At 72.7% G+C, this 22,291-nt stretch carries 19 protein-coding genes and 2 pseudogenes; 10 read left to right on the top strand and 11 right to left on the bottom strand.

The genetic code is table 11. The annotated features are described in order from the left end of the window. Positions 1–120: 120 nt before the first annotated feature. Positions 121–567 carry an FAD synthase family protein gene (locus Sfulv_RS22640; RefSeq protein ID WP_173316369.1) on the top strand — a complete coding sequence of 149 codons (447 nt, stop codon included), beginning with the start codon at positions 121–123 and terminating at the stop codon, positions 565–567. Here Sfulv_RS22640 and Sfulv_RS22635 read toward each other — a convergent pair. Continuing rightward, positions 536–1,273, bottom strand: a complete 738-nt coding sequence (locus tag Sfulv_RS22635) for a CDP-alcohol phosphatidyltransferase family protein (RefSeq protein ID WP_173316368.1) — start codon at positions 1,271–1,273, stop codon at positions 536–538. The two genes, Sfulv_RS22640 and Sfulv_RS22635, sit on opposite strands and share 32 nt — an antisense overlap. Positions 1,274–1,728: 455 nt before the next feature. Further along, complete coding sequence (locus tag Sfulv_RS22630) at positions 1,729–2,160, bottom strand: helix-turn-helix domain-containing protein (protein ID WP_173316367.1); 432 nt, start codon at positions 2,158–2,160, stop codon at positions 1,729–1,731. A gap of 282 nt (positions 2,161–2,442) precedes the next feature. Here Sfulv_RS22630 and Sfulv_RS22625 point away from each other — a divergent pair, with 282 nt between their 5' ends. Both Sfulv_RS22625 and Sfulv_RS22620 read left to right on the top strand, forming a co-directional pair. Further along, positions 2,443–2,589 (top strand): hypothetical protein, encoded by a 147-nt coding sequence (locus Sfulv_RS22625; protein WP_173316366.1) that lies wholly within the window; start codon positions 2,443–2,445, stop codon positions 2,587–2,589. Between the two features lie 169 nt (positions 2,590–2,758). Further along, a complete protein-coding gene (locus Sfulv_RS22620; protein WP_308694261.1) occupies positions 2,759–3,823 on the top strand; it encodes a cupin domain-containing protein in 1,065 nt (354 codons plus the stop codon). Positions 3,824–3,860: 37 nt separating this feature from the next. On the opposite strand, the gene Sfulv_RS22615 is transcribed toward Sfulv_RS22620, so the two are convergent. Further along, entirely contained in the window at positions 3,861–5,702 is a 1,842-nt protein-coding gene (locus tag Sfulv_RS22615) for a S9 family peptidase (RefSeq protein WP_173316364.1), read from the bottom strand. Positions 5,703–5,788: 86 nt separating this feature from the next. Between Sfulv_RS22615 and Sfulv_RS22610 the strand changes: the two genes are divergently transcribed. Next, positions 5,789–7,954 carry an ABC transporter ATP-binding protein gene (locus Sfulv_RS22610; protein ID WP_173316363.1) on the top strand — a complete coding sequence of 722 codons (2,166 nt, stop codon included), beginning with the start codon at positions 5,789–5,791 and terminating at the stop codon, positions 7,952–7,954. Positions 7,955–7,992: 38 nt separating this feature from the next. Here the strand turns inward: Sfulv_RS22610 and Sfulv_RS22605 are convergent, their stop codons facing one another. Together Sfulv_RS22605 and Sfulv_RS22600 are read right to left on the bottom strand one after the other, a co-directional pair. Beyond that, the gene (locus tag Sfulv_RS22605; RefSeq protein ID WP_173316362.1) at positions 7,993–9,156 is read right to left on the bottom strand and encodes a sensor histidine kinase; all 1,164 of its coding nucleotides are present in this window, start codon (positions 9,154–9,156) and stop codon (positions 7,993–7,995) included. Between the two features lie 11 nt (positions 9,157–9,167). Continuing rightward, positions 9,168–9,821, bottom strand: coding sequence for a response regulator transcription factor (locus Sfulv_RS22600; RefSeq protein ID WP_173316361.1), 654 nt, complete (start codon positions 9,819–9,821; stop codon positions 9,168–9,170). 177 nt (positions 9,822–9,998) lie between these two features. Between Sfulv_RS22600 and Sfulv_RS22595 the strand changes: the two genes are divergently transcribed. The 4 genes from Sfulv_RS22595 to Sfulv_RS22580 are packed head-to-tail and all read left to right on the top strand — an operon-like array spanning position 9,999 to position 13,740. Continuing rightward, entirely contained in the window at positions 9,999–10,580 is a 582-nt protein-coding gene (locus Sfulv_RS22595; protein WP_179764242.1) for a hypothetical protein, read from the top strand. 3 nt (positions 10,581–10,583) lie between these two features. Then, the gene (locus Sfulv_RS22590; protein ID WP_218578055.1) at positions 10,584–11,828 is read left to right on the top strand and encodes a peptidoglycan-binding protein; all 1,245 of its coding nucleotides are present in this window, start codon (positions 10,584–10,586) and stop codon (positions 11,826–11,828) included. Beyond that, positions 11,825–12,541 carry an ABC transporter ATP-binding protein gene (locus tag Sfulv_RS22585; protein WP_173316359.1) on the top strand — a complete coding sequence of 239 codons (717 nt, stop codon included), beginning with the start codon at positions 11,825–11,827 and terminating at the stop codon, positions 12,539–12,541. Before Sfulv_RS22590 ends, Sfulv_RS22585 begins: the two co-directional genes overlap by 4 nt. Then, positions 12,538–13,740, top strand: coding sequence for an ABC transporter permease (locus Sfulv_RS22580; protein WP_256669053.1), 1,203 nt, complete (start codon positions 12,538–12,540; stop codon positions 13,738–13,740). The genes Sfulv_RS22585 and Sfulv_RS22580 overlap by 4 nt, the downstream gene beginning before the upstream one ends. A gap of 18 nt (positions 13,741–13,758) precedes the next feature. Here Sfulv_RS22580 and mnhG read toward each other — a convergent pair whose 3' ends face one another. The 6 genes and pseudogenes from mnhG to Sfulv_RS22550 all read right to left on the bottom strand — a co-directional run bounded on the left by mnhG (position 13,759) and on the right by Sfulv_RS22550 (position 20,199). Then, positions 13,759–14,112 (bottom strand): monovalent cation/H(+) antiporter subunit G, encoded by a 354-nt coding sequence (gene mnhG, locus Sfulv_RS22575; protein WP_173316358.1) that lies wholly within the window; start codon positions 14,110–14,112, stop codon positions 13,759–13,761. After that, entirely contained in the window at positions 14,109–14,423 is a 315-nt protein-coding gene (locus Sfulv_RS22570; protein WP_173316357.1) for an MrpF/PhaF family protein, read from the bottom strand. The genes mnhG and Sfulv_RS22570 overlap by 4 nt, the downstream gene beginning before the upstream one ends. Beyond that, positions 14,420–15,049, bottom strand: a complete 630-nt coding sequence (locus tag Sfulv_RS22565; RefSeq protein WP_173316356.1) for a Na+/H+ antiporter subunit E — start codon at positions 15,047–15,049, stop codon at positions 14,420–14,422. The genes Sfulv_RS22570 and Sfulv_RS22565 overlap by 4 nt, the downstream gene beginning before the upstream one ends. Then, the gene (locus Sfulv_RS22560) at positions 15,046–16,695 is read right to left on the bottom strand and encodes a Na+/H+ antiporter subunit D (RefSeq protein WP_173316355.1); all 1,650 of its coding nucleotides are present in this window, start codon (positions 16,693–16,695) and stop codon (positions 15,046–15,048) included. The genes Sfulv_RS22565 and Sfulv_RS22560 overlap by 4 nt, the downstream gene beginning before the upstream one ends. Beyond that, on the bottom strand, positions 16,692–17,303 hold the full coding sequence (locus tag Sfulv_RS22555; protein WP_173316354.1) for a Na(+)/H(+) antiporter subunit C: 612 nt from the start codon (positions 17,301–17,303) through the stop codon (positions 16,692–16,694). The genes Sfulv_RS22560 and Sfulv_RS22555 overlap by 4 nt, the downstream gene beginning before the upstream one ends. Then, positions 17,300–20,199, bottom strand: a pseudogene (locus Sfulv_RS22550) (Na+/H+ antiporter subunit A). Before Sfulv_RS22550 ends, Sfulv_RS22555 begins: the two are co-directional and overlap by 4 nt. A gap of 509 nt (positions 20,200–20,708) precedes the next feature. Between Sfulv_RS22550 and Sfulv_RS22545 the strand changes: the two are divergent. Together Sfulv_RS22545 and Sfulv_RS22540 are read left to right on the top strand one after the other, a co-directional pair. Next, a pseudogene (locus Sfulv_RS22545) lies at positions 20,709–21,526 on the top strand (PaaX family transcriptional regulator). A gap of 53 nt (positions 21,527–21,579) precedes the next feature. Further along, the gene (locus Sfulv_RS22540) at positions 21,580–22,134 is read left to right on the top strand and encodes a hypothetical protein (RefSeq protein WP_246353186.1); all 555 of its coding nucleotides are present in this window, start codon (positions 21,580–21,582) and stop codon (positions 22,132–22,134) included. The last annotated feature ends 157 nt before the right edge of the window (positions 22,135–22,291 follow it).

The following is a 22,291-nucleotide window of genomic DNA, read 5'->3' as shown; positions in this document are numbered from 1 at the left end:
CTCCCCCCATGGAACAGTCCGCGTTGTCAGCTTATCCGTTCGTGGTCTGCACAAGTGTTCTTCACAGTAAGGTCGTCGGAGATCTACACCGATACCGATATTTCCGGGGGGAGACAGCGGATGGTGCACAGAGTCGGATATGCGCCGGGTGTGTACGACCTGTTCCATGTCGGACACCTGAACATCCTGCGGCACGCGCGCAGCCAGTGCGACTACCTGGTCGCCGGGGTCGTCTCCGACGAGATGGCCGCGCTCGCCAAGGGCCACACGCCGGTGATACCCCTGCCCGAGCGGCTGGAGATCGTGCGGAGCGTACGTTACGTGGACGCCGCGTTCGTCGAGACCGTGCCGGACAAGGTCGAGACCTGGCAGCAGGTCCGGTTCGACGTGATCTTCAAGGGCGACGACTGGCGCGGCACGGAGAAGGGGCTGCGCCTGGAGCGCGACTTCGCCGAAGTCGGCGTGGAGGTCGTCTACTTCCCGTACACCGTGCACACCTCCAGCACCCAGTTGCGCCGGGTGCTCGACGTGCTGGTCAGTCCGCCCGGAGCGCTCTCAGCTCCCTGAACCACTTGGCAAGGAACGCCACGAGGAAGAGGGCGTGCACGGCGGCGAGTGCGGCGTACCCGGCGAGGAAGGCCCCTGGCGCCCCGGCCAGCAGGAACACCAGGCAGAACACCCCGTAGTCCGCGGGGAGGAGCGCCACGGCCCGCAGCCGGGAGACCGGGGCGGCGGCCCCGCCCACCGGGGCCGGGCGGGCGGCGGAAGCCGCCGCCTTGCCGAGCTGCTCGCGCAGCAGCCCGGCGCAGAAGGTGAGCACCGCGACGAACTGGAAGCCCAGCGGCAGCAGCAGCCAGCCGTCCGAGGAGACTCCGGCGAAGCGGTGGAACGAGATCAGTACGGCGGTGTGGACCAGGATCATCTTCGCGCAGTCGACGACATGGTCCAGCCATTCGCCGTCGGGGCCGCCCCTGCCGGTGAGGCGGGCGAGCTGGCCGTCCGCCGAGTCGAAGGCGAAGCCGACCGCCAGCCCCGCGTAGACGGCCGCGCCGAGCGCCCACGAGGGCTCGGCGAGCGCGACCGTCAGGATCGCGGCGAGGGTGAACGCGGCGCTGACCAGGGTGACCTGGTTCGGGGAGAGCCCCGCCCGGTAGGCCCCGGCCGCGAGCAGCCGGCCCGCGGGCCGGTTCACGTGCCGCGAGTACAGCGACACGCCCTTGGCCGACTTCTGTGCGCCGCGCAACTCGCGCAGCACCGTACCTGTGCTTCCCATACGCCCCCCAGCGTCCAGCGGTGCCCGCATCATGGCACGCGGAGATCCCCTCCGTGGCCCGGTCCCCGCGTGCGGGGCCGCCGGGCCGGTGGACGGGTGCGGACCACGGCCCGGCCGCGCCTATCCGCCGGCCGCGTTCCCCACCGGCCGGTCCGCAGGCGCCGTTTCGGTCAACAAGCCGCCACACGAACGGAGTTCGGACGGCCGAACGCCCGTGGAACCGGCTCGGTACATAGTTGACGCAGGGTGTGGACCTGGCTGCGCGAAGAGGCTGACGGACGGGGTGCGGAACACCCGTACCCCACCGGGCCGTCCCGGTGCGGGCGTCCGCCGCGCCGGGGGCTCCGGCGGGCACAGCGCGCAGACCCCGCCGTCCGGTCCCGCGTCGGCGGCCAGGACACCCAGGGCCCGGTCCAGCCGGTCCACCAGCTCCTGGGCCGCGCCGAGCAGCTCCGTCAGCCACTCCTCACCCGGCACCCCCTCCCCCGCGCCCCTTCCGCGCACTCGCCCCCGGGGTCCGGGTGGCGCGGGCCGGCCAGGAAGCCGTTGCGCACGAGCACCCGGTGCACGGTCGTCCGCGAGGGCAGCCGTTCGGTGCCGAGCCTCTCCAGGGCCGCCCTGAGGCGCTGCGCGCCCCAGTCCGGATGCTGCTCGCGCAGGGAACAGATCAGGGCCTCCACCGCCGCGTCCAGGCGCGCCGGGCTGGCGTGCGGGCGCTGCGAGCGGTCGGTGAGCCCGGCGTCGCCCGCCGCCCCGTACCTCGTGCGCCAGTTGTGGAGCGTCTGCCGCGAGACGCCGTTGCGCCGGGCGACCTCGGACACCGGGTCGCCCGACAGCACCGACAGCACCGCCCGGCGCCGCTGCTCTGGACTCGCGTGACGACTCACCGATCCGCCTCCTCCGTGTGGGGTCCCGCCACCGGTTTAGACGATCACACGTTTCAACGATGTCTCCGCCCGCAGGAACGCGCGTGAAACTTGTCCAGGAACACCCTGTAAAGAATCTCGTGGACATTCTTTCCAGCCGGTCGCCGAAGGCCAGGGAAACGAATTGGACAGGAGCCGGCGCATCGTTGACACCGGTCGTGCGGATTGAGCAATATTCGAGCCGCCCGGAGCGCTCGCTCCGGACCGCTGGATGACAGCTGATCGAAGACATAGGGAGGGAAAATGGAAGACAGCAATTCATTGCACCCGGACGAGATCGAGGTCTCGCCGTCGCCGATCGCGACGCCGGACTTCGTGATCGCCGACAACGACCCCACCGACCCGGTGCTGGTCATTTCGGACAATGACCCGTCCGACCCGGTGATCTGACCCGATGGCCGTGGAACACGGCGGGTGGAAGGCTGCGCCCACGGCGCAGCCTTCGCTCGGCCTCTCCGGTCTCCTGTCCCCTTACGATACGGCCGATTTCAAGCGGGAGTTCTGGGAGAAAAAACCTCTCGTCATCCACCGCGACGACCCTGATTACTATGCGGACCCGTTGACGTTCCGCGATGTCGACCACATTCTTTCGACGTCCAGCGTGCGCTCGTCGGAACTCAAGGTAGTGGTCAACGGGCAGGAGATTCCGCTGGTGGAAATGGCGGCATCCGGACCCGGCGGGCCCAGCAACGGTCTGGAAGTCCTCTACGACCTCTACCGCAAGGGGTCGACCGTCGTCTTCAAGTTCCTGCACGAGCGTTGGGAGCCGCTTGGCCGGCTGTGCAGGCGGCTGTCCGGCGAGTTCAGCGCCGGATTCCAGGCCAACGCCTATCTGACCCCCGCCGGTGCGCAGGGGTTGTCGAGCCATTACGACACCCATGACGTCTTCGTCCTCCAGGTGTGGGGCTCCAAGCACTGGCGGCTGTACGAATCGCCGGAGGAGCTGCCGCTGCAGAACCGGCACTACCGGCGGCCCGCCGACGGGCCCGGCGCCCCCGTGCGGGAGTTCGACCTGAAGGCCGGTGACCTGATGTACATGCCGCGGGGCACCGTGCACGACGCGACCTCCAACGAGGAGGCGTCCCTGCACATCACGCTCGGGGTGCTGCCGGTCCTGTGGTCGACGGTGCTCAAGGACGCGCTGGACCGGGCCATCGAGAGCGATCCCCGCTACCGGGCCTCGCTGCCGCCCGGCTTCGCCCTCGATCCCGGGCTGCGCGGGGAGGCCGCGGCCACACTGGCCGAGCTGCTCGCCTCGGTCGCCGCCGCCGTACACCCCCGGGACCTCGTCGAACGTGCGGCGAGCCGGGCTCTCGTGGGACGCCAGCCGGTGCTCGACGGCCATCTCCTGGACCTGGAGGGGCTGCGCACCATGGGCCCTGACACCCTGGTGCGGCGCAGGGCGGAACTGCTGTGGTCCCTGTCGCACGACGGCCCGGGAGTCAGCCTGGAGTTCCACGGCAAGGTGGTGCGGCTCCCCGCCCGGATCGAGCCGGAGTTGCGCCAGCTGCTCTCCGCCGACGCACCGTTCAGCGCGCGGCAGGTGACCGGCGCCCTGGACGTGGAGGGGCGGCTCGTCCTGATCCGCAGGCTGGTGCAGGAGGGTCTGCTCACGCTCGTCTGAGGGGTGACCGCGGGTGACCGCAGCCGGCCACCCGCGGTCAGGCCCCCTCGTACCGGCCACCGAGGTGCCGGGCGAGAAACCGTTCGGCCGCCGCGTAGAACGTCAGTCGATTCCGGGGCCGTACGAAACCGTGCCCCTCGTCGGGAAAGAGCAGGTACTCATGCGGGACGGCGTTGCGCCGCAGCGCGGCCACCAGCTGCTCGGACTCCTCGCTGCGCACCCGGGGGTCCCGCGCGCCCTGACCGATCAGGAGCGGTACGCGGATGCGGTCGGCGGCGTGCAGCGGCGACCGGGACCGCAGGAACTCGCCCTCCGTCTCGGGCGAACCGACACGGCGGCGCAGCATGGCCGCCATCGGCCCCCAGGTGACGGGCACCGACTCGATGAAGGTGGTCAGCGAGGAAGGGGCCGCCACCGCGACGGCGCACCGGTAGTCGCCGGGCGTGAACGCGGCGCCGGCGAGCGCCGCGTACCCCCCGTACGAACCGCCGTACACCGCGACGCGCTCCGGATCCGTGTGACCGAGCGCGACCGTGTGCCGGACGGCGTCCTGGAGGTCGTCCTGCATCCGGCCGCCCCACTCGCGGTCGCCCGCGTTGGTGAACCGCTTGCCGTAGCCGGTGGAGCCGCGGAAGTTCACCTGGACGCAGAGATAGCCGCGGTTGGCGAGCCACTGGGACTCCGAGCGGTATCCCCACAGGTCGCGGGTCCACGGTCCGCCGTGGACGCACAGCACGGTCGGCAGCGGCCGGGCGGCGCCGGGCGGGAAGGTGAGGTAGCCGCGCACCGGCAGGCCGTCGCGGGCGCGGAACGAGAAGGGTTCCACCCGGGCCAGCCGGTGGCCCTCCAGGGCGGGGAGGTGGCTGAACAGGAAGTCGGTGCGGCCCGTCCCGCGGTCCAGGACGCGGTAGCCCGCCGGCCGGTCGTCGGCGTTGTGCTGCACCAGCCAGTGCCGGTCCGCCAGATCCCGGCCGAGCACGGTGACATCACCGGGGCCGGCGCCCCGCAGGGCCTCGAAATCGGCGGCGAGCGTCTGGTCGAGCACCTCGATGTCGTTGCGTTCCCGCCGTACGAGGACGAACTGGGCCAGCCCGGTGACGGGATGGGCCCCGACGCCTTCGACGTCGTACTCCGGGTCCTGGTAGAGGACTTCGGTGTCTCCCGTCACGGTGTCCAGCCGCAGGAGCCTCGCGGTGTCGGAGCCGAGCGAGGAGAACAGCAGGAGGTCACGGCCCCCCGTGGTGAATCCGAACGGCCGCAGCGCCGGGGCGTCCTCGGGACCCACGCGGTGCAGCGCCCGCCAGGGAGCGTCCTCTCCGGTGCGGACGAGCAGCACGGCGGAACCGTCCTCCTCCGCCCGGACGGCGCCGCGCACCCGCAGCCGGTCGTCTCCCACCCACCGGGTGAACCCCTCGTCCAGGGCGGCGAGTTCGAGCTCCCCGGTCGCGGGGTCGAGCCGGTAGGCGTCGTGCCGGGCGCGGTCGCGGAGGTTGAGGCCGACGAGGATGTGGCCGGGGCGGCGGGGGTCGACGGCGATCAGGCGGGCCTGCACCCCCTCGTACGGCGTCAGGTCGCGCACCGGTTCCCGGCCCGCGGGATCGGCGGCGTACAGATGGGTGTTCTCGTCCCCGTCGCGGTCCTGCGCGTACAGCAGGACCCGGCCGTCACCGCTCCACGCGAACGCCCGCACCCCGCGACCCGCGTCGGCCGTCACCGGCCGGAGGTCCCGCTCCCGCCAGGGCCCGGCGTGCACGTTCAGGACACCCCGGCCGTCCGGGGCGAGATAGGCGAGGAACCGTCCGCAGGGCGAGAGCGCGGGGCTCATCCGGTCCGGGTTGCCGAAGAGCACGGCGCGCGGGATGAGCGGGGGCGGAGTCATGGTCGGGCCCGTCCTGTCCTGGTCGTGGAGGCGTCGGCGGTGGTCCGGAGTACGGTGCGCGGCGCCGGAAGGGGAGGAAGCGACTGATGGAGCAGGTGGTGTTCACGGCGCGCGGCGCCGCGTCGACGGGTGGCAGCGGTCTCACCGGGCCCGTCGACTTCCCCGAGCCGGAGCCCCCGCGCTCCCCTCGCGGCGTACGGGCGCGGCTGCGCCGGGCGGGCCGTTCGGCGGCCGACACGGTGGTGGGGCTCGGCCAGGTGATCGCGCTGGTGTGGAGGGCGAGCCCGCTGCTGACCGCAGGGCTGGGGGTGGCGACCGTACTGATCGGGCTGGTGCCGGCCGCCGTGGCGATGACCGGCCGGCTGCTGGTCAACACGGTGGTCGAGGGCGCCGCCATCCACTCCGGTGACCGGCCCGACCGCATCGCCCTCGACCTTCCGCTGCCGGGAGTCACCCTGCATCTGCCGGTGCTCAGCACGGTGGGGGCGCTGGGAGTGCTGGCGGGCATCCAGTTCGCGATCTACGCCATGAGCGCGCTGGCCACGGCCGTGCGGAGCATCGCCCAGCAACTGCTCCAGGAGAAGGCGTCCCAGAGCGTGCAGCTCCAGGTCATGGAGCACGCGGGCCGGCTGCCGCTGGCGTTCTTCGAGGACTCCCGTTCGTACGACCTGCTGCGCCAGGCCCAGCAGGAGGCGTCGACCCGCCCGGTCACCATGATCGGCGGGGCCTTCCACCTGCTCCAGATGGGGGTGACGTTCCTGAGCATGGTCGGGCTGCTCATCGGACTCGGGCCCCTCGTCGCGCTCGCCGCGCTGCTCGCCCCCGTGCCCGCGTTCGTCTCCGACTCCCGGTACAGCATGCGCGGCTTCATGGTGACGCTGTGGTCCTCGCCGATCCGGCGCCGCATGGAGTACCTGTCGCGGCTGCTGTCCACCGACGCGTACGCCAAGGAGGTCAAGGTCTACGGCCTCGGGCCGTTCCTGACGGAGCGCTTCCGGCTGCTGGGCGCGACGGCGTACCGGGGGCTGCGACGGGTCGTCGTCGCCCGCTACCTCATGGGCACCGCGTGGTCGACGCTGACCACCCTCGTCGGTTCGCTGACCTTCCTGTACGTGGCGGTGCAGGCGGCCCACGGGCGGCTCAGCCTCGGCGACCTGATCCTCTACACCTCGGCCGCGACCTCGGTGCAGGCGTCGATCCAGGGAATATTCAGCGGGATCAGCAACATGTACGAGAACAACCTCTACCTGCGCAAGCTCTACGAACTCCTCGCCGTCCCGGTGCACGCGCCGGCGGCCGCCGGGCGCGCGGACCGGCCGGCGTCCCCGATGCCGTCGCCGTTGCGCGGTCATGTGGTGCTGGAGGACGTGACGTTCAGCTATCCGGGCGCCGACCGTCCCGCCCTGTCCGGCGTCAGCCTGGACCTCCCGCCCGGCACCACCCTCGCTGTCGTCGGCCGCAACGGCGCGGGCAAGTCGACGCTGATCAAGCTGTTGTGCCGGCTGTACGAGCCCGACGCGGGGCGCATCCTGCTCGACGGCACGGACATCCGGGAGCTGGACCCGGACGAGCTGCGGCGCAACGTGGCCGCCATGTTCCAGGACTTCGTCTCCTACCAGGCGAGCTTCGCGGAGAACATCGGGCTCGGTGACATGCACCGGGCCGAGGACCGCGACCGTATCGCGGAGGCGGCCCGGCGCGGCGGGGCGGCGCCGCTCGCCGAGCGGCTGCCCCAGGGATACGACACGGCGCTCGGCAAGTGGTTCGACACGGGGGTGGAACTGTCCGGCGGGGAGTGGCAGAAGGTCGCTCTCGCGCGGGCGTTCATGCGCGACGCCCCGCTGCTGGTCCTGGACGAGCCGACCTCCGCGCTCGACGCCGAGGCGGAGCACGAACTCTTCGCGCGGCTGCGGGAGCTGGCTCACGGGCGCACCACGGTGTACATCTCGCACCGCTTCTCCACCGTGCGGCACGCCGATCTGATCCTGCTGATCGAGGACGGCCGCCCGGCCGAGCAGGGAACGCACGAGGAGCTGATGCGCCTCGGCGGCTCGTACGCCCGGCTCTTCGCGCTCCAGGCGTCGGCGTACACCTCGGACGGCGGGGCCGGCGCCGGCGGGAACTGGGCGGGCGCCGCCGCTGGCAGGCCCGGCGCCACCGGAGCCGCTGCCGCCAAGGCCGCCGCCGTCGAGGCCGCGCTCGCCGCGAAGGGCCTGGGCAACGGCCTCAGGACCCCGCCTCCCGGCCGGTGAACGGCCCGGCCGCCGGTGCCCGGCCCGGCCGCCCGCGCTCACACCCGCACCGGCCGGGCGGTGGCCCGGGCCGCCGTCGCGGTCAGCCGGACACGGACCTCCAGTCCACCGCCCGGCAGCGGGGCCAGCGCGACCGTCCCGCCGTGCGCCTGCGCGATCGAGCGGACGATGGACAGGCCGAGGCCGACGCCGGAGCCCGCGCGGCTGAGCCGGCGGAACGGTTCGAGCAGCCCCGCGACCTCCTCCGGAGGGACGCGGTCACCGGTGTTGCGGACGACGAGTCCGTCCCGCGCCGAGGTGGTGAGCGAGATCGAGCCGCCCGGCACGTTGTGGCGGACGGCGTTCTGCACCAGGTTGGAGACGAGCTGGTGCAGCAGCACCGGATCACCGAACACCGGCATGGGCCGCAGATCGAGCTCCACCCGCAGCCCGGCGTCGGCGGCGGCCTGCCGCCACTGGCCGACGGCCTCCGAGGCCGCGCGCGCCACGTCGGCCGGCTCGTGCCGGTCCAGGCCCCGGTCGCTGGTGGCCAGGGTCAGCAGCCCTTCGATCAGGCGTTCGCTGCGCCGGTTGGTCTCCAGCAGCTCCTCCTGGATACGGGGCAGGTCCGCCGGTCCCGCCCGGCCGAGCCGGATCTGGATCGCCGCCCGCTGCACCGCGAGCGGGGTGCGCAGCTCGTGCGAGGCGTTGGCGACGAAGCGGCGCTGCGCCTCGAACGCCGCGTGCAGCCGGTCCATCAGCGCGTCGAAGGTGTCGGCGAGATCCTTGAGCTCGTCGTCGGGGCCCGCCAGCGAGATCCGTTCGTGGAGATTGGCGGCGGACAACCGCTGTGCGGCGGCCGTGATCGTGTGCAGGGGGCGCAGCACCCGGCCCGCGATCCACCAGCCGAGCGCCACGGAGACGAGCAGCATGGCGACCAGGGCGATCAGCGACATCAGCAGCAGTTGTTCCAGCGCGCTGTCGCGCAGCCGGGAGGCGACGGCGGCGAGCTGGCTCGGGGTGAGCCTGGTGACGGCGCCGGAGGGCAGTTCGCTCTTGGGGACGACCAGCACGGTCGTCGCCCCGATCCGCTGCCGGAACAGGACGTAGGTGAGTCCCAGCAGCAGCAGCCCGGTCACGGAGAACAAGGCGCTGTACAGAGCGGTCAGTTGGAGCCGCACGGAACGCCGGCGGCGGCGCGGGTACGCGGTGGGTTCCGGCATCGCGGGCTCCCTCAGATCCGGTAGCCGCTGCCGGGCACGGTCTCGATCACCGGAGGCTCGCCCAGTTTCGCGCGGAGTTTGCTCATCGTGATCCGTACGGCGCTGGTGAACGGGTCGGCGTTCTCGTCCCAGGCCCGTTCCAGCAGTTCCTCGGCACTGACCACCGTGCCGTCCGCCGCCAGGAGCACTTCGAGTACCGCGAACTCCTTGGGCGAGAGGCGAAGGTAGCGGCCGTCGCGGAACGCCTGCCGCCGCGGCATGTCCAGGGTGAGTCCGGCCCGTTCCAGGACGGGCGGCACCGCACGTGTGGCGCGGCGGGCGAGCGCCTGGACCCGGGCCACCAGCTCCGGGTACTCGAACGGTTTGGCCAGGTAGTCGTCGGCGCCAAGGGCGAGGCCCTCCACCAGGTCACCGGTCTGCCCGGCCGCGGTGAGCATCAGGATGCGCGTGCGGGCGGGCGAGGCGACGACCTGACGGCAGACGTCGTCCCCGTGCGTACCGGGCATGTCGCGGTCGAGTACGAGGACGTCGTAGTCGTTGACGAAGAGCCGCTCAAGGGCCGCGTCCCCGTCCAGGGCGACATCGACGGCCATCCCGTACTGCCGCAGCCCCTCCGCGACGAGCTCGGCGAGCATCGCCTCGTCCTCCGCCACCAGTACCCGCATCCGCTGTCCCCTGTCCGCCGTGTCATTGAACAACCGTGATACCCGCCCCGGTGTTTCGCCACCGTATGCACGGTCGGAGACGGTGGCGCAACCACGCCCTCGGTAGATCTGTGGACGGCACCGGCTCCCGCCGGCGCCGAGCGGAGCCCGGTCGGGGCGAGGAAGGGACGGAGCACAGTGGCAGTCACCATGCAGGGAACGGCATCGGGACGGACGGTCCGGCGGCGCGGGCGGGGCGGGGTCCGGGCCCTGGCGCTGGCGGCGGTGCTCGCGCTGGCGTCGGCGGCGTGCGGCGAGGACTCCGGCTCGTCCGGGGTGGCGAGCGCGGGCGAGGACCGGCAGGAGACGTCGTCGGCCTCCGCCACGCCCACCGGCAGCCGGCAGGACCAGCTCGTGGGGTTCGCCCGGTGCATGCGCGAGAACGGGGTGGAGATCCCTGACCCGGCCCCGGGCGAGGAGAACGTACAGCTTCCGGCCGGCACCAAGGGGGACAGCAGGACTCAGGCCGCGCTCGCCGAGTGTCAGCGGCTGCTCGGCGGCGGGGCGAAGGACACCACCGACAGCACGGCACAGGACCGGGCCGTCGAGCTGGCGGAGTGTCTGCGCGGCAAGGGACTGGACGTCGCGGACCCGGAGCCGGGGAAGCCGCTCCAGCTGAGCGGCGCCGCGGGCAACCCGGAGGCGCGCGAGGCGATCACCGCGTGCCGGACGGCTGTCGGAGCGGGCGCGGGCACGGCCTCGCCCTCGGCCGGGGGGTGAGGCATGAGCAACGAGACGGAACAGCGGCCGGGTTCGGGCGGGTTCGCGGCCGGTGCGCCGGGTACTGACGGCGACTCCTGGTCCGCGCCGCCGGCGGACGTCCGCGGCACCGCAGGCACAGAAGGCACAGAAGGCCCTGAAGGCACCGACGACGAGCGGCCTCCGCGTCGGCGGCGGCGCTCTCTCCTCCTGCTCGCGGTCGCGCTCGTCGTGCTGGCGGCGGCCGGTGCGGCCGTAGGCGTCCTGGGCGGGGACGACGGCCCCGCTGCGGGCCCCGGCGCACCCCGGACCGCGACGGCCACCGTGACCAGGACCGACCTGGTGCAGACGCAACGCGTGGACGGCACGCTCGGCTACGACGGCCGGTACACCGTCGCGGGTACCGGCCGGTCCATGGTCACCTGGCTGCCCGACGTGGGCGACACCCTGGAACGCGGTGACCGGGCGTACGCCGTGGACGGGAACCCCGTACCGCTGTTCTACGGCGGGACGCCCCTGTTCCGTGAGCTGTCACCCGGCGTCGGGGACGGCCCCGACGTACGCGTGCTCAAGCGCAACCTCAAGAAGCTCGGCCACGGTGATCAGCTCGCCGACGACTCCCACTTCTCACCGGGCACCGCCGACGCCGTACGGCGCTGGCAGGACGCGCTCGGCCGTGAGGAGACCGGCACGGTCTCACCCGGCGACGCGCTCGTCGAGCCGGGCCCCGTGCGGGTGACCGAGACCCTCGGCATCATCGGAGCCCCCGCGGAGGGCCCCCTGCTGACGCTCTCCGGCACCGAACGGATCGTCACCGTCGACATGCCGGTCGCCCAGCAGCAGCTCGCGCGCAAGGGTGCGTCCGTGCGCATCCAGCTGCCGGGCGGGGCGACGACCGACGGCAAGGTCACCCGGGTGGGCACCGTCGCCCGCGCCCCGCAGAGCGACGCCCGCGGCGAGAACACCGACACCGGTGACACCGCCACGCGGGACGCCACGGTCGCGGTGCGGGTCAGTCTGTCCAGCCCTGAGGACGTCGGCGCGCTGGACGGTGCCCCGGTCTCCGTCGACTTCACCAGTGACCGCCGCGAGGACGTGCTGGCCGTGCCGGTCCCGGCCCTGCTGGCGCTCGCCGAGGGCGGATACGCGGTCGAGACACCGGAGGGACGGCTGGTGCCCGTACGGCTGGGGGCCTTCGCGCAGGGCAAGGTCGAGGTGTCCGGCAACGGGCTCACCGAGGGCATGCGGGTGGAGGTGCCGCGCACATGAGCGAACCAGGCGACGCCCCGGTGATCCGGCTGGAGGGGGTCTCGAAGTCCTATCCGGGCGGGGTGCGGGCGCTGCGGGAGGCGAGCCTCGACGTACGGTCCGGTGAACTCATGGCCGTGGTCGGGCGTTCCGGCTCGGGGAAGTCGACCATGCTCCATCTGATGGGCACGCTGGACCGGCCGTCCAGCGGCCGGGTGCTGCTGCGCGGCCATGACGTCGCCGGGCTGAGCGACCGGCAGCTGTCGGCCGTCCGTGCGCGCTGGATCGGTTTCGTGTTCCAGCAGTTCTTCCTCTCCCCCGGCAGGTCCGCCGTCGACAACGTCGCCGAGGGGCTGCTCTACCACGGCATCACGGCCCGCCGCCGGCGCACGCTCGCGATCGCGGCCCTGCGCCGGGTGGGGCTCGGCCACCGGCTCGGGCACCAGCCGCACGAGATGTCGGGCGGCGAACGGCAGCGGACCGCGATCGCGCGGGCCGTGGCGATCCGGCCCTCGGTGATCCTGGCCGACGAGCCCACCGGGAATCTGGACTCGGCGGCGGGTGCGGGTGTGCTGAGGCTGCTGCGGGACCTGAACAGCCAGGGCACCACCATCGTCGTGATCACGCACGACTCCGCCCTCGCGGCCCAGCTTCCGCGCCGGGTCGAGCTGCTGGACGGCCGCATCCGCGAGGACTCGGCCGCGGAGTCCCCGGTACGGGAGGTGTCCCGGTGAACCGGTCCGAACTCCCCTCGGCGGCACGGCTGCTGCCCGCCGACATCGTGCGCGTGGGCCTGGTCGGTATGCGCGGCAGGCCGACCCGGGCGGTGCTGTCCGCCCTGGGGATCGCCATCGGGATCGCGGCCATGGTCGCGGTGCTCGGGATCAGCAACGCGGGCCAGGCCGATCTGATGAACCGGATCAGCCGTCTGGGCACCAATCTGCTGACCGTGTCCCCAGGCCGCGACCTGTTCGGGCAGGACGCCCAACTCCCTTTGAACGCGGTGGAGATGGTCGAGCGGATCGGGCCGGTCGAGTCCGTCACGGCGACCGGGCAGCTGTCCGGGGTCACCGTGCGCCGAACCGACCGTATCGATCCGCTGGCCGGTGGCGGCATAGGGGTGGCCGCCGCCCGTGAGGACCTGCTGACGACGGTCGGCGGCACGGTCCGCGAGGGCCGTTTCCTCAACGCGGCGACCGGGCGCTATCCGGCGGTCGTCCTCGGATCGGTGGCCGCCGAGCGACTCGGTATCGACCGGGCGGGACGCCAGGTGTACATCGGCGAGCGCTGGTTCACCGTGACCGGGCTGCTCGAACCGGTGACCCTCGCTCCGGAGATCGACCGTTCCGCGCTCGTCGGCTGGGAGGCGGCCCGCACCCTGTTCGGCTTCGACGGGCATCCGACCACGCTCTACGAACGGTCGTCCGACGAGTCCGTGGAGGACGTCCGCGCGGTCCTCGCCGCCACGGCCAATCCGCAGAGCCCGCAGGACGTACGGGTGAGCCGGCCGTCCGACGCCCTGGAGGCGCAGCTGGCCGCCAAGTCGGCGTTCACCTCACTGTTCCTGGGACTGGGCGCGGTCGCCCTGCTCGTCGGCGGGGTCGGGGTGGCGAACACCATGGTGATCTCGGTCCTGGAGCGCCGGCCTGAGATCGGTCTGCGGCGCTCGCTGGGGGCGGCGCGCGGCCAGATCCGGGTGCAGTTCCTCGCGGAGTCGGTGGCCCTGTCGGGTGCGGGCGGCGCGGCCGGGGTACTGCTGGGTGCGGTGATCACCGCGGGCTGGTCGGTGGCGCAGGACTGGCCCGTCGTCATGCCGACCGGTGTCCTGCTGGCGGGTGTCGGGGCAGCCGCCCTGATCGGCACGGTGGCGGGCCTGTACCCGGCCTCGCGGGCGGCCCGTCTCACCCCGACGGAGGCGCTGAGCTCGGTCTGACGCCGGGGGCCCGCCCGGTCAGCGCTCGTCGGTCAGCTGCTCGTCCAGCTCGTCGAAGAGCAGCCGCTCGTGGTCGATCTGGCCGGTGCGGTAGGCCGAGCGGGCCACCAGGTGGGAGGCGACCGGGCCGGTCATCATCTGGAAGAAGACGACCAGGCCGAGCGTGGCCACGTCCATCCCGCTGCGCATCCGCAGCCCGACCCCGATCAGCACGAGCAGGATGCCGAAGGTCTGGGGTTTCGTCGCCGCGTGGCTGCGCGACAGGACGTCGCGCAGCCGCAGCATGCCGATGACCCCGAGGAGCGAGGTCGCCGCGCCCAGGAAGACGAGGACGGCGCCGGCCGTGTCGGCGGTCTGGGACCAGGCGCTCACTCGGTTCCCTCCTTGGTCTCCTGGGGTGTGGGCCGGTCGCGTACGGCGATGAAGCGGGCGATGCCCACCGAGCCGGTGAAGCCGAGGAACGCCAGGACCATCATGATCGGGAAGTAGTACGGGTCCCGCGAGAAGGCCGACTTGGCGCCGAGGCCCGCGATGATCAGGGCGGCACTGACGTCCAGCGCGATGGCCCGGTCGAGCATGGAGGGACCGCGTCTGATACGGATGAGGAGGAGCAGCCCGGCGACGACGATCATCACCACGGCGGCGGTCAGCAGGACGCGGTCGACGGTCTCGGGAGTGCTCATGCCGATCCCCTCTCCGGGCCGGACCGCGGCGTGTCAGGGGGCGGCTGGCCGACGCGGGCGATCTCCTCACGGGTGCCGAAGGCCCGTACCGTCAGCTCCTCCATGCGCCATACCGAACGCCGGGCCGCGTCCAGCGCGGCGGGGCTGTCGGCGTCGAGCACGTGCATGAAGACCGTGGCCGTCGCCCTGCGCACCTCGACGACGGAGCCGCCCGGCACGTTGGACACGGCGACGGCGGTCGCGGCCAGCATCAGGTCGCTGCGGCAGCGCAGGGGGATGCCGATGACTGCGGCCTCGTGGGCCTGGCGGTCGAAGATCTGACGGGTGACCCGGATGCCCGAGGTGTACATGTCGTAGAGCAGATACGTGACGAGGCACAGGATGCCCCAGGGGTGCAGCCGCAGTCCGAGGTCGACCTTGGGCAGCGGGAAGGCCAGGCACACGGCCACGGACACGACGACTCCGGTGATGACGTTGGCCCAGGAGAGGGTGGACCACAGCAGCACCCAGATGAGGGTGAGCCAGGCGATGAGCGGCAGGTCGATCACGTGCCGCCGCTCGCCGAACTCGCAGCTGAATGGCGGCAGTTCCTTGTTCCGGTAGGACAGGGTGAGTCTGCTCTTCACCGGCCGAGCACCTCCTCGACATAGGGGGTCCGTGCCATGAGTTCGGCCGCGGCGCGGTCGCCGTACGAGGTCAGCGGTCCGGCGAGCACGGTGAACGCCAGCCCCAGGGCGACGGCCGCGGCGGTCGCGGCCGTCATCGTGCGCGGCAGCCGGGTCGTGGTGGTGACCGCGTGGCCGTGCAGGGTGGCCGCCACGACCCGGCCGGCCGGGTGGTGGCCGCGTACTCCCTCATCCCCGGTGCCCGCCACGCGGTCGGGACCGCTGTCGGGGTCGTCGTCGGACGCGTCGTAGGACTCCAGGACCGTGCCGTCCTCGGCCTGGCCCGGCGGGGCGGCCCGCCAGAACGCCAGGTTCCACACCTTCGCCATCACGTACAGCGTCAGCAGGCTGGTGAGCGCCGACCCGGCCACCAGGGCCCAGGCCAGGACACCGCCGTCGGCGACGCCCGCCCGCATGAGGCCGAGCTTCCCGACGAAGCCGGAGAGCGGCGGGATGCCGGCGAGGTTCATCGCGGGGACGAAGAAGAGGACGGCGAGCAGCGGGGCGGCCTTGGCGAGGCCGCCGACACGGGTGAGTTCGGTGGTGCCGGTGCGCCGTTCGATGAGCCCGGCGACGAGGAAGAGCGTCGTCTGCACGGTGATGTGGTGGGCGACGTAGACGATCGCGCCGCCGAACGCCTCGCGGGTGGCGAGACCGATGCCGAACACCATGTAGCCGATGTGGCTGATGAGGGTGAAGGAGAACACCCGCTTCAGGTCGGTCTGGGCGACGGCCCCCAGGATGCCGATGACCATGGAGGCGAGTGCGGCGGCCAGCAGCACACCGCCGAGGCGGTTGCCGGGGAAGAGCAGGGTCTCCGTACGCAGCATGCAGTAGACGCCGACCTTGGTGAGGAGACCGGCGAAGACCGCGGTGACGGGGGCGGGCGCGGTGGGGTAGGAGTCGGGCAGCCAGGCGGCGAGCGGGAACACGGCCGCCTTGACGGCGAAGACGGTGAGCAGCGTGACGTGGATCAGGGTCTCCACCCCGAGGGGCAGTTCACCGAGACGGCCGGCCAGCTGGGCGAAGTTGACGGTGCCCGTGGCCGCGTACGTCGTGGCGATGGCGATGAGGAACACCATCGACGAGAACAGCGAGATGATCACGTAGGTGGAGCCCGCCCGGACACGCGGCCCGGTGCCGCCCAGGGTGAGCAGGACGAAACTGGCCACGAGCATGATCTCGAAGCCGACGTAGAGGTTGACGAGGTCCCCGGCCAGGAAGGTGCAGGAGACCCCGGCGACGAGGATGAGGTAGGCGGGGTGGAAGACGGCCACCGGGGTCTCGCCGTCGCGGTCGGACATGCCCTGGCCGAGTGAGTAGACGAGCACGCAGAGCGTGACGGCCGATGAGACCGTGAGCATCAGCCCGGAGAGCCGGTCGGCGACCAGGGTGATGCCGAGCGGCGGTGCGAAGTCGCCGAGGTGGACGGAGAGCGGGCCACCGCGGTCCGCGGCGATCATCAGGGCGACCGAGAGCGCGAGCACCGCGGTGAGCACGGCGACGCTGATGAAGCGCTGGAAGCGTTTGAGGCGGGTGCCGAAGGCGAGGCTGAGGCCGGTGGCGCAGAGCGGCAGCAGCACCGGCAGGGGGACGAGCGCGTTCATCCGGTGGCTCCTCGGTCGGGTTCTTCGGGTGCGCCGCCGGCCCGGCCGTCCGCGTAGTCCTCCGGGTCGGCGCCCAGCACGTCGTGCCAGAGGTCGCCGGAGGCGTCGCGGCCGCGGGCCTGCAGGGCGCGGTCGGCGCGCAGCTTCTCGCGCAGCCGCCGGTGCTCGTCCCGGTAACGGACGCGCTCCCCGCGGGTGGGTTCGGAGCCGGTACGGAACTCCTCGCGCAGCCGGGCCTTCTGCCTCATCACCTCGGTGCGCAGGGCGATGCGCCGGTCCTCCAGGTCGTCGTGCACCTCGTCGGTGCCGGTCAGCTGGTGGCTGCGGTAGGCCATCGCCAGGAGGAACGCGGTGGTGGCGAGGGTGATGACGATGGCGGTGACCGCGATGGCCTGCGGCAGCGGGTCCGTGACGCGGTGCAGGGGTACGCCGTAGAGCAGCGGCTCCCGCCCGGCGGACCCGCCCGCGGTCAGGACGAGCAGGTTGATGCCGTTCCCGGTGATCACGGCGCCCAGCAGGACGCGGGTGAGGGGCCGGGTGAGCATCAGGATGCCGCCGACCGCGCAGAGCACCACGGCCGGGACGAGGAGCGAGAGGCTGACCGTCATCGGCCGGCACCTCCCGCCGGGCTTTCGGCCGGGGCGAGCGCGCCCGCGGCCCGTTCGATCTGCCGGTCGATCTTGGCGCCGAGCGCGCGCACGATGTCCAGGACCACTCCCAGGACCAGCAGGTACACACCGAAGTCGAACAGGACCGTGGAGCCGAGGTGGTAGTCACCGAACACGGGCAGGTGTCCCTTGTGCGTCCAGGCCAGCAGGATCGTGCCCTTCAGGAGGCCGAGCAGGGCGACGCCGGAGCAGAGGAGCAGGCCGAGGCCGGTGAAGAGGCCGGGTTGCAGGGGCGCCGCCTCGGCCAGTTCGAACCGGCCGCCCGCCAGGTAGCGGGTGATGAGGGCGGTACCGGCGACGAGCCCGGCGACGAATCCGCCGCCCGGCATGTTCTCGGCGCAGAACAGCAGGTAGACCGAGAGGATCAGGATGGGGTGGAAGAGCAGCCGCGCCATCACTTCGAGGACGACGGAGCGGTGTTCCGGCGCGAGTGTCTCGCCCGCGGCCAGCCAGCTCCGCTCGGGCGCCGCCTCGTCGCCCTGCGGCACCCCGGTCAGTCCGGACGTGGACAGCGACCAGGCGGTGGGGCCCGCCAGGTCCGCCTGGGCCATGGAGCCCTCGCTTCGGCGGTGCCGGTAGATCAGGCTGGTCACCCCGATCGCGGCGGCGGCGAGCACGGCGGACTCCCCCAACGTGTCCCAGGCCCGCAGGTCGACCAGGATGGTGGCCACCACGTCCTTGAGTTCGTGGCGGGCGGTCTCCTCGACCATCGCGGCGCCCGCGGGTTCGGCGGTGCGCGCGGCCGCCGCGACCCACACGACCACACCGACCGTCGCCGCGGCGGCCAGGGCGAGCGGGATGCGTACGGCGCGCCGCCACGTACTGACCGACTCCTCGAAGCGCACCGGCAGCCTGCGCAGGACCAGCACGAAGACGACCATCGAGACGGTCTCGACACAGAACTGGGTGAGCGCCAGGTCGGGGGCGCCCTGGACGACGAAGAGCAGCGCGGCCCCGTAGCCGGTCAGTCCCGCCAGGACCACGGCCTTCATCCGGCGGCTGACCGTCAGGCAGAACAGGGCCGCCACACACGTCAGTACCGCCACCGCCCCTGGAGGGGGGCGTCCCACAGCCGTGGCGCCGCCGCCCCGCGCCAGGGCCGGTCGGTGGCGAGGACGGCCAGTTGCGCCGTCAGCACCACCGCCAGGACCGTGGCCAGGTAGACGGAGAGCGAGCCGCGCTGGACGAAACCGGTGACCTGGAGGGCGAGGCGCTCCAGGCCGAGGAGGAGCTGGCCGAAGACGCTGTCGGCGGTGGGCCAGGCGATCCGCCGGGAGAGCCGGGTGACGGTGGAGCGCCGGGCGAAGAGCAGCGCGCCGCCCGCCCAGGCGAGGGCGGACAGCAGCAGGGCCGTGCCGAAGCCGTGCCAGAGGGCGAGGTGGTAGGGGTGCGCGGGTGCGGGGAACGTGTCGGCGTACGCGGCGAACAGGCGGTCGGTCAGGCCGACACCCGGCCCCAGCACGAGGCCCAGGGCCGCCAGGAGGGCGGGCGGCGCGAGGAAGGCGGGGCCGACCCGGTGCACGGGGGTGTCCGCGACACCGGGTTTACGGGCGAAGGCGCCCCAGACGAACCGCACGGTGTACGCGGTGGTCAGCGCCGAGCCCACGACCGTGGCGGCGAGCGCCCACCGTTCGGTGGCGGTGCCGTGCAGCAGCGCTTCGAAGGCGGCTTCCTTGGCCGCGAAGCCCAGGAGCGGGGGGATCGCCGCCATGGAGGCGGCGGCGAGCACGGCGACCGCGCAGACGTGGGGCAGCGAGCGGCCGACGCCGGAGAGCCGGCGCAGATCCCGGGTGCCCGCGGCGTGGTCGACGATGCCGGTCACGAGGAACAGGGGGGCCTTGAACAGGGCGTGGCCCAGGATCATGGCGGCGGCGGCGAGTGCCGCGTCGCGGTGACCGGCCCCGGCCAGGACGATGAGGAAGCCGAGCTGGCTGACGGTCCCGTAGGCGAGGACGAGCTTGAGGTCGTTCAGGCGCAGTGCGCGCCAGCCGCCGAGCAGCATGGTCGCGGAGCCCAGTACGAGCACGGCGGGCCGCCAGACGGGGACGTCGGCGAAGGCGGGTGCGAGCCGGGCCACCAGGTAGATCCCGGCCTTGACCATCGCGGCGGCGTGCAGATAGGCGCTGACCGGGGTGGGCGCGGCCATCGCGTTCGGCAGCCACAGGGAGAACGGCCAGATCGCTGACTTGGACAGCGCGCCGCACAGCACGAGTACCACGGCGACCGAGACCGCGGGGGTCGGCTCGGGCGGGCCGGCCACGATGGTGGAGATCCGGTAGGTGCCGGCCGCCTCGCCGATGATCAGGAAGCCGACGAGCATCGCGAGGCCGCCGAGCGTGGTCACGGTGAGGGCCTGGAGAGCGGAGCGGCGGTTGTGCTTGCGCTCGCCGCCGTAGCCGATCAGCAGGAAGGAGAAGACCGTGGTCAGCTCCCAGAACACGTAGAGCGAGATCAGGTCGTCCGCGAGGACGAGGGCGAGCATGGCGCCCGCGAAGGCCAGCAGGTTCCCGGCGAAGCCGGCCAGGCCCGGGGCGTCGTCGTCGAAGTAGGACGCGCAGTAGAGCAGGACCAGCGTGCCGATGCCGGCGGCGAGCAGGACCATGAGTTCGGCGAGCGCGTCCAGGCGCAGGGCCACCGAGACGTCGTACGCCGGGATCCACTGCCACGACCAGGTGACCGCCTCCCCGTCCGCGGCGCCCTCCCACCGGACGGCCGCCCAGGCGGTGGTCGCTGCCGGGGGCAGCGCGAGCACGAGGAAGGCCCGCCGCCCGAGCCGGCGCACCAGCAGGGACGCGCAGGCCGCCAGCACGAAGTGGCAGAGGATGAGCGCGGTCATGAAGCGGGGTCCTGAGGGGCTTCCGGGGCGAGGGGCACTGATTACAGATATATCGCGGGGCCTCGTTCACCCGTACGCCGCGCCGCGCCCGACCCGGTTCGACGTGACCGAGGACAACATCACAGGAGCTTGTGCGGACCATGTGGGCACGGCGTGTCGTACATGTGAGCCCACTTCCTTTTCTTAGTGGATTTGACCCGTCGTGAGGCTGGCCACGTGTGGGAGGCCCGGCGGCGTCCGCGCGCGATGTGGGTGCAGAACATGTCGCGGGCCGTGCTCAGGCAGGAGACCGGCCGTACTGAGGTGAGCGGGGCGCCGCGCGCGGTGCGGTGAGCGGATTGCCGAGAGCCTGCTCGGACTGCTCGGGCAGCGTGTTCCCGTGACGGGGACGGCTTGGGGGAGCCCGGCGAGGAGGACCAGGCGGCTCCCGTGACGGGGACGGCTTCGGAGAGCCCGGCGGGGGTGACGCGGTCGGCCGGGCTCGAACGGACGGCCTCTAGAGTGATCACGTGGCCGAGCTGCACACTCCCCGTTCCCTGATCGTCAGCCTCTACTGCGCGTACGGTCGCTCCCCCGGCAACGAACCCCTGCCGGTGGCCGAGCTGATCCGTCTGCTGCGCGCCGTAGGGGTCGACGCGCCTTCCGTACGCTCCTCCGTCTCCCGGCTCAAGCACCGCCAGCTGCTCGTCCCGGCCCGCACGGCGGACGGGTCGGCCGGTTACGCGCTGTCGGCCGACGCCCGCCAGCAGCTCGACGACGGTGACCGGCGCATCTACGAGCAGCCCGAGCCGCAGGCGGCGGACGGCTGGGTGCTCGCCGTCTTCTCCGTGCCGGAGGCGGAGCGCCACAAGCGGCATCTGCTGCGCTCCCGGCTGGGCCGCCTCGGCTTCGGGACGGCCGCACCCGGCGTGTGGATCGCGCCCGCCGCGCTCTACGAGGAGACCCGGCACACCCTGGACCGGCTCGAACTCGCGCCGTACGTCGATCTGTTCCGCGGCGAGCACCTCGGTTTCGCGGCGACGAGCGAGTCCGTGGCGCGCTGGTGGGATCTGGACGCCATCGCCCGTCTGCACCTGGACTTCCTGGAGCGGCAGGAGCCGGTGCTGAAGACGTGGGAGGCGCGGCCCCCACAAGCGAGCCGGACCCGGAGGCGGCCTACCGGGACTACCTCCCGGCCCTGGACTCCTGGCGGAAGCTGCCGTACGCGGACCCCGGCCTGCCGGAGGAGCTGCTGCCGAAGGACTGGCCAGGGGGCCGCTCGGCCGAGGTGTTCGGACTGCTGCACGCGATGCTGCGCGACGCCGGGGAGCGCTTCGTACGGTCCTGAACGGCGCCCGGAACCGAGGTGACTGCCGGACCGCCCGACCGGCAGGATGAGGCATGACCTGGACTCCCGCGGACGATGTCGATGTTTCTCCGGATACGACGGATGCCTGGCCGGCCTCCCGGCCCCCGGACAGCGCCCCGGTGCTGACCGTGTCGAGCGGGGAGCGCCCGGCGGAGGCGGAGCCGCGGTGGCTGATGGCGGCGAACGTGGTGCGGTGGCGGCGGTACGGGAAGGGCGGCCAGGAGCTGCGGCCGGGTACCAGGGTGTGCCGGGGCGGCTCGAAGGTGTACGTGATCGGCTACCGCCCCGGCGGCTCCGACGTGCTGACCGCCATCGGGCGGGGGCGCCATACGGGCACCTACGTCACGCTGGAGCTGGCCACGCGCCATCTGCACACCTTCCGGGCCGCGCTGGTCCGCAGCCCGGCGGTTCTGCTTCGGGACGCGGAGAACGGCTCGGGCCGGGACTGGGACGGCCCGGAGGGCACCGCGGAGCGCGCCGCACGGTTCGAGCGGCAGGCCGCCGAGGAGCGCGGCGCCCGGTGGCCCGGTGTTCCGCACCCCGCCCCGTGCCGCTGCCACGAGTGTCTGGCGCTCGGTTCGGCGTGAACCGGGTTCCGGCGCGTCCGTGCGGCCGACGGGGTGCGGCTGCCCACCCGCCCCGGCTGCCGCCGCCACGCCGTGTACGGCGGCGATAACCGGGAAGGGGCATGGACGAAGGGCCCGTATGTCGTCCGCATCGCCAGTCCTCGGTAGCCGGGGCTGA

Source organism: Streptomyces fulvorobeus (assembly GCF_013167895.1).
Taxonomy (GTDB): Bacteria; Actinomycetota; Actinomycetes; order Streptomycetales; family Streptomycetaceae; genus Streptomyces; species Streptomyces fulvorobeus.
Note: the sequence above shows the minus strand (reverse complement) of the source record. Positions and strands in the feature narration are given on the sequence as shown.